The sequence below is a fragment of the Xanthomonas maliensis genome, assembly GCF_009192945.1.
Lineage (GTDB): Bacteria > Pseudomonadota > Gammaproteobacteria > Xanthomonadales > Xanthomonadaceae > Xanthomonas > Xanthomonas maliensis.
Genome location: NZ_NSET01000042.1, coordinates 14645 through 26690 on the forward strand (window position 1 = coordinate 14645; position 12046 = coordinate 26690).

General features: G+C 65.6%; 2 protein-coding genes (1 of these 2 only partly in view). Both read left to right on the top strand.

Translation table 11 applies throughout. The features are described 5' to 3' along the window. Window positions 1–783, top strand: coding sequence for a Stf0 family sulfotransferase (locus CKY51_RS12800; RefSeq protein ID WP_152249322.1), 783 nt, complete (start codon window positions 1–3; stop codon window positions 781–783). After that, a protein-coding gene (locus tag CKY51_RS12805; protein WP_170292322.1) for a non-ribosomal peptide synthetase crosses the window boundary here: on the top strand, window positions 780–12046 show its 5' portion. It continues 7459 nt past the right edge of the window; only the first 11267 of its 18726 coding nucleotides appear in the window; its start codon is at window positions 780–782; its stop codon lies beyond the right edge, outside the window. The genes CKY51_RS12800 and CKY51_RS12805 overlap by 4 nt, the downstream gene beginning before the upstream one ends.

Below are 12046 nucleotides of genomic sequence, written 5' to 3' on the forward strand. Positions count from 1 at the left end.
ATGCAGAACAGCCGGTCCTACATCATTTGTACGACGATGCGCAGCGGCAGCACGATGCTGGCAAGCGGACTACGCCAGACCACTATCGCCGGCCGGCCTGAGGAATACTTCGCGCCTCCGGTGCGCTTGCCGCAAGCGCAGATCTTCGACATGGAACCGGCGCGCTATCGAAGCCTGCTGCAGGCCCATCGAGAGGCACATCCTGCAGCAAAGACGCTTCGGCATATCCTCGAAGCTGGCACGACCGACAATGGCGTGTTTGGCGTCAAGATTCATTACCAACGACCGTTTTCAGACTTCCATAATGCCGTGGAGTTGCTGCAAGCGTACTTTGACGATCGGCTCTCCTCGCCGGCAGCATTGTTCAGCCGTGCCTTTCCGCGTTTGTCCTATATCTGGCTGCGCCGTTGTGATCGGGTGGAACAGGCGGTCTCATTGTTCAAGGCCATCAAGACCAGCGAATTCGTTCGCGTGGAAGGTGTGAACGAGCCAGTCAGGCCGGTCCATGCAGACGACTTTGACGCCAGTACGATTCGGCGGCTTGCGGATTGGCTGCAAAGCGGCGATGACGCATGGCGCGCGTTCTTCAGCCGCTACAGGATCCAGCCGCTGACCATCGATTATGAGGATCTGGCGGCAGACTATCCATCCACCTTGCGCTCGGTGTTGGGCTACCTGGGGCTGGCGCAGCACTGCGATGTGGTCACCCAGACCCGCCATCAGCGTCAGTCCGATGAGATCTCCAAACATTGGGTGACGCGCTTTCGCGAGATGCACGCGTGACCAATCATCTGGACGCGACTGCCTGGCTGTCCGACGGGCCGGTGCCCGGCGGCATCGATGGCGATGGGTCGGCGGCTACGTTGCTGGACCGATTCGCGGCGCAGGTCCAACGTGCGCCGGAGGCCATCGCACTGAGCTACGGTCAGGACACGCTGACCTATCGCGAGCTGCACGCACGTGCCGGGCAGCTTGCAGTGCACTTCCAGAGCCTGGGTGTGGAGCCTGGCTGCATTGTCGCCCTGTGTCTGGAGCGCTCGCCGTTGCTGATTGCCAGCGTGCTAGGTCTATTGCGCGCAGGTGCCGCTTATCTGCCGATCGACCCAGCCACACCTGCTGCCCGCGTTGCCTTCATGCTCGAAGACAGTGGCGCCCGCATGGTGTTGACCGACGCGGATCTGGGCGAGGCGGGTGCGCTCGCCGCACATCGCGTGGTTCGCCTGGACGCTGCTGTCCGGTTGCCAGCCGCACCGAGCGCGACGGGCCCACGGGTCCTGATGCCGAACGATGGGTTGGCCTACGTCATCTATACCTCTGGCTCGACTGGCCAACCGAAGGGCGTTCTGGTTCCGCAATCCAATGTCGTGGCGCTGTTCGACGCATCGCAGGCGCGCTTTCGCTTCGGCCCCCAGGACGTGTGGACGTTGTTCCATTCCTACGCTTTCGACTTTTCTGTTTGGGAGATGTGGGGTGCGCTGCTGTATGGCGGTCGTCTGGTCATCGTTCCTGGCACGGTCAATCGCGATACCGAAGCCTTCTATGAGCTGGTGAGTCGCGAACGCGTCACCGTCCTCAATCAGACGCCTTCGGCGTTCTCCCAGTTCATGGCGGTCGACGAGGCACAGCGGCTCGCACTGCGGTTGCGGCTGGTCATCTTCGGCGGAGAAGCGCTACGGTTCGGCGAGCTCCAGCACTGGGTCGAGCGGCACGGCGATACGGCTCCGGAACTGGTGAACATGTATGGCATCACCGAAACCACGGTGCATGTCAGCCTGCGACGCGTGCTTGCAGAGGACACCCACCAGCGGCAAGCGAGCCTGTTGGGCCAGGCTCTGTCGCACCTGTCAATTCACGTGCTCGATGAGCGCCTGCAGCCGGTCGAGGATGGCTGCCCAGGCGAACTCTACGTGTCCGGCCGCGGGCTCGCATGGGGCTATCTCAATCGCAGCGCGCTGACCGCATGTCGCTTCATCGCCAACCCATTCGCGACTGGCGAACGACTCTATCGCAGTGGCGACCTGGCCAGGCGCACCGCCGAGGGCGACATCGAGTATCTGGGCAGGGTCGATCAACAGGTCAAGCTGCGCGGCTTCCGGATCGAGCTGGGCGAGATCGAGGCGGCGCTACTGCGTCATCCCGCGGTGCGGCAAGCGGTCGTCATGTTGCGCCAAGATGATGCACAACGCAGCGCACTCGTGGCCTACGTTGTCGCCTCCAACCCCGCAACGAACGAGCTGGCGGCACGTGCGGACGATACCGTGGCGCAATGGCAGGCCTTGTATCAGGAGACGTATCGCCCGGCAGACGCCAAACGTGGCCCGGACTTCACCGGCTGGCTGAGCAGCTATACCGGCCTGCCGATTGGCGAAGCGGACATGCAGCAATGGCTGCAGGCGACGGCGAACAGACTCTTGGCTCGGCGCCCGCGACGACTACTGGAGATCGGCTGCGGACTTGGCCTGGTGCTCGAGCAGGTGGCGCCGCACTGCACGTCCTACGTCGCGACAGACCTTTCGTCGGTTGCAGTCTCGCACGTGCGGCAATGGCTGCTTGCCCACGAGCACCTGCAGCACGTGAGCGTGCGTCAGCAGGCGGCAATCGAATTTTCGGAACTGCCCAAGGACTTCGATACGGTCGTGCTGAATTCGGTGATTCAGTACTTCCCAAGCATTGACTACCTGCTGGAGGTGCTGCGGCAGGCGGCCGCGCATGTGACGCCGGGAGGGCGCATCTTTGTTGGTGATGTCCGTAACTACGCGTTGCTGGAGCTGTTCCATGCATCGGTGCAGGTGGCGCGCGCAGACGATGCGATGTCGGTTGCGCAGCTGCAAGCTGCCATCGACCGCAGCATACGGCAGGAAAAGGAGCTGCTGGTGGCGCCGGCGTTCTTCCAGAGTCTGCGGCAATGGGTGCCGACGATCACTGGCGTGCACGTGCTGCTCAAGCGTGGCGACGCCCATAACGAGCTGAATCAGTACCGCTACGACGTGTGGCTGGACGTGGGAGATGTGGCCACCGTTGCAGCCGACGCCATCCAATGGCACCCGCAGGACGATGCCCCGCTGGTCGCGCTCGCCGACTATCTTGTTCAGGAGCGACCTACGCGTTTGCATGTGCCGGCGCTTCCCAATGCCCGGTTGGCGGTGGAACTGGCCACGCTCGCGCAGCTGCGCAGGTGCAGCCCGAGCTGCACCGTCGGTGAGCTGCGTGCACACGTCGCGCGCGCGACGTCCCCGGCAGTGCAGCCGGAGGAGGTCTGGCAGCTGGGTGAACGCCTGGGCTATGAGGTTGCACTGAGCTGGTCCGAGAACGCGAGCGGGCAGCTGTCTGCAGAATTCAGTGATCGCAGTCGCCTCGTCGAGCGCGTGCTTGCGGCTCCGGCCACCGACACGATGCCGCCCGCGGGGGCGCTCGCCCAGTACGCCAACGATCCGCTCGTCGGTGTTTGGCAACACGCCTTGCTGCGCGAATTGCGTGCGCATCTGCGTGAGATGTTGCCGGCGCATATGCTGCCATCGGCGACTCTGCTGCTGCCAGCGCTGCCGTTGACCGTCAACGGCAAGGTGGACAAGGCGCGTTTGCCTGCGCCGGATCAACGGATCGATCTGGCTGACTACACCGAACCCCACACGCCGCTGCAGCAGACCCTGGCCGCGATCTTCGCCGAGGTGCTGCGGCTGGATCGTGTGGGGCTGCACGACAGTTTCTTCGAGCTGGGTGGCAACTCGCTGCTGGCCATGCGGATCGTCACCCAGGTGCGTGGCCAACTGGGGGTCGCGCTGCCGCTGCGGGCGATCTTCGAGCATGCCACGGTCGCGGGAATCGAAACGGTGGTGGACACCCTGCGTGCGGAATCGTCGGAGGAGGCGTTACCGGCGCTGGGTCGGCGTCGGCAAGGCGAAGCGATACCCCTGTCGTTTCCGCAGGAGCGGCTGTGGTTCATCGAGCAACTTGGTCTGGTGGGGGCGGCCTACCACGTACCGTTGGCCTTCCGCCTGCACGGACAGGTGCAGGTGAGCGCTCTGCGGGCCGCAGTGGCCGATCTGGTGCGACGGCATGAAATGTTGCGGACCCGCCTGGTCGTGGTCGGCGCAGAGCCACAACAAGTAATCGACCCTGCACCGGCAGATCCGTTGGCCATCCAGGATCTGCGCGATCTGGCCCCATTGCAGGCGCAGGCACGCGTGGCTGAATTACTGGACGCCGAAGCGCGGCATACCACCGATCTGCAGCGCGGCCCGTTGTTTCGCGCCTGCCTGCTGTGGGTCGAAGACGATGTGTGGGTGCTGATCCTGGCTGCTCACCATCTCGCCGCCGATGGCTGGTCGCATGCAGTGATCTTTCGCGACCTCAGCGCGCTGTACCGAGTGCACACGCAGCCTGGCACGCCGCCGCTGCCGACCCAGGCGCTGCAATACGCCGATTACGCGCTATGGCAGCGCCGCTGGCTGACCGGCACGCGTCTTGCCCAGCAGCTGGATTACTGGACACGACAGCTGGCCGACGCGCCGGACCTGCTGGCCCTACCCACCGACCGGCCGCGACCTGCGGTTGCAAGCTTCCGCGGTGCCCTGCATCGTTTCACGCTACCGCCGCTGGCCGTGCGCCGTCTTCCCGAGTTCGCCCACGAACAGGGCGTCACGCCATTCATGGCCTTGCTCGCAGCGTTTCAGGTCCTGCTATCGCGTTGGAGCGGCGGCTCGGACATCGTCGTGGGGACGCCGACCGCCGGGCGCACATCGCAGGAGACGGAGCAGATCGTCGGCCTGTTCATCAACACCTTGGCGTTGCGGGCACACATCGATGCGCAGGCCTGCTTTGGCGACATCCTGGCGCAGGTCAAGGAGACCGCGCTGGCAGCCTTCGCGCACCAGGACGCGCCATTCGAGCAGGTTGTCGCTGCACTGAAGCCCGACCGCAACCTGTCGCGTCAGCCGATCGTGCAGGTGATCTTCGCGCTACAGAACACCCCGCCCAGCGAGCTGCGGCTGGGGCAGGCGCGGATCACGCCGCTCGCGCTGCCGAGCAGTAGCGCCAAGTACGACCTGACATTGAACCTCATCCAGTCCAGGGAGACCCTGACGGGCGAGATCGAGTACGCCACCGACCTATTCGATGCGACCACGATTGCGGACCTGGCGCAGTGGTACGGCAGCATGCTGGTGTCGGCGATGGAACAGCCCGAACGACCGGTATCGCACCTGCGGCTGTTCGCTGCGGCACCTGCTCACGCATCCGAAGGCAGGACAGCGGACGATTGCAGTGTGTTGGATCTTTTCGACGCCCAGGTTGTGCGCGCGCCGCATGCGCCTGCGATCGAGTCGGCAACGCAGTGCCTGAGTTACGCCGAGCTCAGCGCCCAGTCCGATCGCTGGGCGCGTTGGTTGAATCGCCAAGGCATCGCCCGTGGCGATTGCGTGGCGGTGGTCAGCAATCAGCAGATCGACACCTTCCTGGCGATGCTCGCCATCCTCAAGGCCGGCGCGGCGTATCTGCCGATCAATGCCGACGCACCCACCGCACGGCGGCGGGCAACCCTGCAGGACGCATGCCCCCGCTTGGTCCTTGCGGATGCGGCCGTACTGTCCGACCTGCCGGCCGGCGCCATCGCCTTCGAGAGCATCGCCACCGCGACCATGGACGCGGCGTTCGACCGCACGCACGCCATAGGGCCCTCGCCTGCCGGTGGCGATCTGGCTTATGTGATCTACACCTCCGGATCGACCGGGAGGCCTAAAGGTGTGCTGCTCGAACATCGGGGACTTCACCAGCTGGTCCTGGCCCAGATCGAGCGCTTCGCCATCACCCCGGCGAGCCGGCTCTTGCAATTTGCGAGTCTGGGTTTCGACGCCTCGGTCTCGGAAGTATTCACGACCCTGTGTCGCGGTGCGTGCCTGTGCCTGCCTGCGCCGACGGACATCCTGGCGGGCGACGGACTGGCCCAACTGCTGCGTGCACGGGCGATCACTCACGTGACGCTGCCGCCGAGCGCGATACCCGGTCTGGTGCAGGCCGGCGGAGCGCCGACGTTGCACACCCTAGTGGTCGCCGGCGAGGCGTGCGCGGCGGCCATTGTCCGCTCCTGGCCCACGCCGGTCCGTTTTATCAACGCCTATGGCCCGACCGAGGCCACCGTCTGCGCAACCCTCCACATCTGCGACCCGGACGAGTTGCGTAATCCTCCGATCGGCAAGCCCTTGCCGCATGTGCGCCTGTACGTACTCGACCCTGCACTGCAGCCGGTGCCTGCCGGGATTGCCGGCGAGATCCACATCGGTGGGACCGGCGTGGGGCGGGGATATCATGGCCGTGCCGCGCTCACTGCCGAACGCTTCATCGCCGATCCGTTCGGTCCGCCGGGGACGCGCATGTACCGTAGCGGCGATCGGGGCCGGCGGCGCCCGGACGGCACGGTGGAGTTCCTCGGACGGCTGGATCGCCAGGTGAAGGTGCGGGGCTACCGCATCGAACCCGGCGACGTCGAATCCGCCTTGCTGCAGCTCGCTGGCGTCGGTCAAGCGTTGGTACTTGCGCAAGGAGAACTCGATCGCCGACGTCTCATTGCCTACGTGGTACCCGCCCATCCCGGTGCCGTGACGCCGGAGTCGATACTCGCCGACTTGCGCGTCCATTTGCCGGCTTACCTGGTGCCTGCGAGCGTGATCGTGCTGGCGCAATTCCCGCTCACAGCCAGCGGCAAGATCGATCAATCAGCCCTGCCTGCCGTGGACGCCTGCAGCGTTCCGCAGACGTCGGCAGCACCGCACACGCCGACGGAACGTCAGCTGGCGGCCATCTGGATCGAGGTGCTGGGCTGCCAGTCGCCGGGTGTGGACGACAATTTTTTCGCCTTGGGCGGACATTCCCTGCTGGCCGCGCGGGCGGTCGGACGGATCCGCGAAACCATGGCGGTGGCTGTCAGTGTGCGCGACGTCTTTACGGCCAGCAATTTGCGGGACTTGGCGCGGGTGATCGACGAGCTGCAGGTGGCGTGTCCGGCCAGTGCCGCACCGATCCCGGTCGCGCATGGTACGCGCCTGCCGTTGTCCAGCATCCAGCAAAGCCTGTGGATGCTGGATCGCTTGGGTGCGGCCGGCAGTGCCTATGCCATGCCCATCACCTTGCGTCATCAGGGCGAGGTCGATGTATCGGCGATGCAGCAGGCGCTATCGGAGATCGTGCGGCGGCACGAGATCCTGCGCACCACCTTCGTCTGCGATGCGCAGGGGCCGCATTGCGTCGTCCAGCCGGCGCAGACAGTCGCGCTGGAAGTGCACGATCTTAGCGCACTGTCGTCATCGGATTGCGCCAGGACCAGTCTCCGTCTTCAGCAGGCGCTGATCGAGCGCCGCTTCGATTTGGGGCGCGACCTGCTGTTGCGCGGGCTATTGATGCAGTGCGCCGATCAGCAGTGGCTGCTGTGTCTGACGACGCACCACATCGCCGCCGATGGCTGGTCGATCACGCTGCTGGTAGAGGAGTTGCAGAGGCTTTACACGTCCTATGCCGACGGCCGACTCCCCGTGCCGCCGCCGCCGCGCATGCAATACGCCGATTACAGCGTCTGGCAGCGCGATCGCTGGGACGAGTCGGCACTGGAGCAGCACCGGCGCTATTGGCAAGCGTGCCTTGCCGATGCGCCGATGGTCTTCGAGCTGCCGGCCGACCGCCCGCGTCCACCGGTGCAGAGCTACCGCGGCGCGCTTCATCGCTTCAATATCCCGGCCGAGCTGCACCGCGCATTGGCTGCGCTGAGTGCCGCCCATGGGGTCACCCTCTACATGACGCTGCTGGCGGCCTTCAATGTGCTGTTGCACCGGCTCAGCGGCTGCCGCGACATTTTGATCGGTTCACCGATCGCCACGCGCATGGAATCGGAGTTGATCGACATGATCGGCCCGCTGTTGAACACCGTGGTCCTGCGCATCGACCTGAGCGAGGATCCGACATTTGCCACCGTTCTGGCGCGCGCGCGTGCGATGACGCTGGATGCTTACGAACATCAGGCTCTGCCCTTCGAACAACTGGTCGATCAGCTGCGGCCGCCGCGCGATCTGGCCAGGCAGCCACTGGTGCAGGTGCTGTTTTCCTTGCAGAACCAGCCGACCGCCAGCACAGCGCCGACGGACGTGTGGTCGCGCATCGACAGTCCATGGAGCTATGCCAAGTACGACCTGTCGTTGTACATCACCGAAACCGCAGATGGGCTGGCATGCGAATACGAATACGCCACCGACCTGTTCGACGGCACGACCATCGCGCGTTGGAGCGATCATCTCCGCTGCCTGCTGGCGGCGATCGTTGCCGATCCCGGCATGCGCGCAAGCCGGCTTGCCATTTTCGATGGTGTCGCACGCAACCAGTTACTGTCCACGGCGCGTCGAATCGCCGGCACCGGCCTGGAGACCGGCTCCCTCCCCGAGCTGGTCGCACGGCAGGCGCGCCGCAGACCGCAGGCCCTGGCGGTGCGCTGCGCCACGCGCGCGCTGACGTATGCGCAACTGGACGAACAGAGCGACGGCATGGCCGCGCGGTTGCGCCGGAAAGGCGCGTCTGCCGGGCAGCGTGTCGGTCTGTGCGTCGAGCGCTCGGTCGACCTGGTAGTGGCAGTGCTGGCGGTCCTGAAGTCCGGCGCCGCCTATGTCCCACTCGATCCAGCCTATCCGCAGCAACGGCTCGGCCACATGGTGCGCGACAGCGCACCCTGCTGTATCGTGACCGATCACGCCAGTGCCTCGCGCGTCGCGCCGCTGATCGCTGCCGATTGTCTGTTGGATATCGACCAATCGGTGCCACCGCAGGAAGCCGCACCGCTGGCGGATGCGCCACCGCGGTCGGCCGACAGCATCGCCTACATTATCTATACCTCTGGGAGCACCGGTCAGCCGAAGGGCTGCGTGATCACCGATCGCGGGCTGCTCAACCTGCTGGGCGCGATGGCCGAGCAGTTCGCCATCGGCGAGGGTGATCGGCTGCTGGCGGTCACACCGTACAGCTTCGACATCGCTGGCCTCGAACTGCTGCTGCCGCTGGTTCGCGGCGCTTGCACCCACCTCAGTTCGCTGCCGCAGTCACGCGATGCGCGGCGATTGATGCAGCTCGTGCAGGAGCTGCGGCCGAGCATCATGCAGGCCACGCCGGCGACCTGGCAGATGCTGCATCGTGCGGGTTGGCGCGCCGATGGGACGATGCGCATCCTCTGCGGTGGCGAAGCGCTTCCCGACGCCCTGCGCGATCAGTTGGCCCAGGCGGGTTCGGCATGGAACATGTATGGGCCGACCGAGACGACCATCTGGTCGACCACCGCACCGCTGACCGTGGGGGGCCCCACCACGATCGGCACGCCGATCGCCAATACCTGCACCTACGTCCTCGACGACGCCATGCAGCTGGTACCAGTCGGTGTCGAGGGCGATCTATACATCGGTGGCGACGGCGTCGCGCGTGGCTACTGGAACCGACCTGCGCTGACCGCACAGCGCTTCATTGCCGACCCATTTGCCGTCGGTCGCATTCTCTACCAGACAGGCGATCGCGCACGCTGGCGGGCCGACGGTAGCCTGCAGTACCTGGGACGGCGCGATACCCAGATCAAACTGCGCGGCTTTCGCATCGAGCTGGGCGAGATCGAAGCCGCATTGGCCAAGCATCCTGACGTGGACGCATGCGCCTGCGTGCTGCGCCAACTGGGCGAGCCGCAGCTGGTCGCCGCCTATGTGGCCGCAACCGGGACGCTCCCCGATCGCGATGCGTTGGTGCGCCATTTGCGTGCGCAGTTACCTGAGCATATGGTTCCCGTTGACTACATCGCCGTGCCCGCGCTGCCGCTGACTGCCAACGGCAAGATCGATCGCCAGCAGATCGCCGGCTGGCCGGCCTCCGGTGCAGCGCCCCGGCAGGTTTCCTCCGGTGGCGATATCGGCCAACACCTGTTGGCGATCTGGCAGCAAGCCCTGGGTCGGCAGGATCTGGACATCGAGGAGGGCTTCTTCGCACAAGGCGGGACCTCGCTGATGGCGGTCGTGGTTGCCGAACGGATCGCCGCTGAGTTGCAGCCTGGCTTCGACGTCACCGCGATCTTCGAGTTTGGCTCGATCGCCAAGCTGGCCGCTCACCTCCAGGCGCTAGCTGCCGCGCCTGCCGCGCATGCGCTGCTGCCCGCGGCCATCGCCCCGGTCACCGCAGCCGGCGCGACCGAGCCCGCAGACGCGGCGGACAAGATGCCTGCCTACTACGCCGATAGCGTCGCCATCATCGGAATATCCTGTGCATTCCCGGGCGCGCGCAATGCCGAGGAATTCTGGAGCAACCTGCTGGCCGGCAAGGAAAGCATCGAGCGCATTCCCGAGGAGGAACTGCGCCAGCTCGGTATTCCCGCGCACGTGCTGGCCGACCCCAGATACGTGCCGGTGCGTTCGGAATTGCAGGACCGTGCGCTGTTTGATGCGGCGTTCTTCAACATCTCCGAACGCGACGCGCAGCTGATGGATCCGCAGCTGCGTCTGTTGTTGATGCATGCCTGGCGCGCGATCGAGGATGCCGGCTACAACGTGGAGGATGTCGCGCGGTGCGCGGTCTACGCCACCGCCAGTACCAGCGCCTACCACGCACGTCAGTTGGCCTCGGCCTCGGCGTCGGCGCAGAGCATCGAGCAGTACGTAGGCTGGATCATGGCGCAGAACGGCACCTTGCCGGCAGTGATCTCCAACAAGCTCGGCCTGGTGGGGCCTAGCCTGTTCGTCCATTCCAACTGCTCATCGTCGTTGAGCGCCTTGGATCTGGCGCATCGGCGCCTGCTTGAGGGCGAATGGCCCTATGCGCTGGTCGCAGCGGCCCGTGTCGCCAGCTTCGAAGGCAGCGGCTACGTGCACCAGGACGGCATGAATTTTTCCAGCGACGGCCACTTGCGTGCGTTCGATGCCGCGGCCGACGGCGCGGTCGGTGGGGAAGGCGTCGCGGTCCTGCTGCTCAAGCGCGCACACGCGGCCATCGCGGATGGCGATCCCATCTATGCCATCCTACGCGCCACGGCAACCAACAACGACGGTGGCCACAGCGCAGGCTTCTATGCTCCCAGCGTTGTCGGCCAACGTGCGGTGGTGCAGGGCGCACTCGCCGCCAGCGGGATCGATCCCGCCACGATCGGCTATGTCGAAGCGCATGGCACCGGCACGCCGCTTGGCGACCCGATTGAATTGGCCGCCCTGAGCCAAGCTTACGGCACCGCTGCGCGGCAGGCCTGCGGCATCGGCTCGGTCAAGACCAACATCGGTCATCTGGACACCGCAGCGGGACTGGCCGGCTGCATCAAGGTGGCGCTGAGCCTGTCGCGCGGCGCGATCCCTGCCTCGCTGCATTTCGTCTCGCCCAATCCGGCGTTGAAGCTCGAGCAGTCGCCGTTCTTCGTCGTGGACGCCGTGCGACGTTGGCAGGGACCGATGCCCTACCGTGCGGCCGTCAGCGCGATGGGTGTAGGGGGCAGCAACGCACACGCGATCCTGGAAGCCTGCGTGGCTCGGCCGCAGTCGTCCTCTGCGAAGGCCGGCCCCTGGCTGTTCCCGCTGTCCGCGCACGATCCGACCTGCCTGCGCGTCCTGGCAGAACAACTGCTGGCCTTCGTCGCACGGCATCCGGACCTGGCCTTGTGCCAGCTGGCCTATACGTTACAAGTGGGCCGCAAGCCCATGCCGTATCGACTGGCCATCAGCGCGGACGATGCGGCGCAGTTGCAGGCGCGCCTGCGGCAGTACCTGCAAGCGCCGACCGCTGCAGTCGGCGTGCGCTGCGGTCATGTCGCCACCGTCGCGCCGCACACCGACGACACAGCCGCCGCAGAATTGACCGCCGCATTGGCGCGCTGGGCGCAGCAAGGTCATCACGACATGCTGGCCTCGTTGTGGGTCAATGGGTTCGTGTTCGACTGGCGTTCGCTCTATGGCAGCACGCCGCCGCGCCGGCTCAATGCCCCGGTCTATCCCTTCAACGGAAAACATTTCTGGCTGGATGCACCGGCGACGCAAGCGGCGGCGGCGACCACCGCAGCTCA

What these genes read in the sequence shown, in the direction of transcription:
- CKY51_RS12800 (WP_152249322.1), top strand. Translation starts at nt 1, where the DNA reads ATGCAGAACAGCCGGTCCTACATCATTTGTACGACGATGCGCAGCGGC.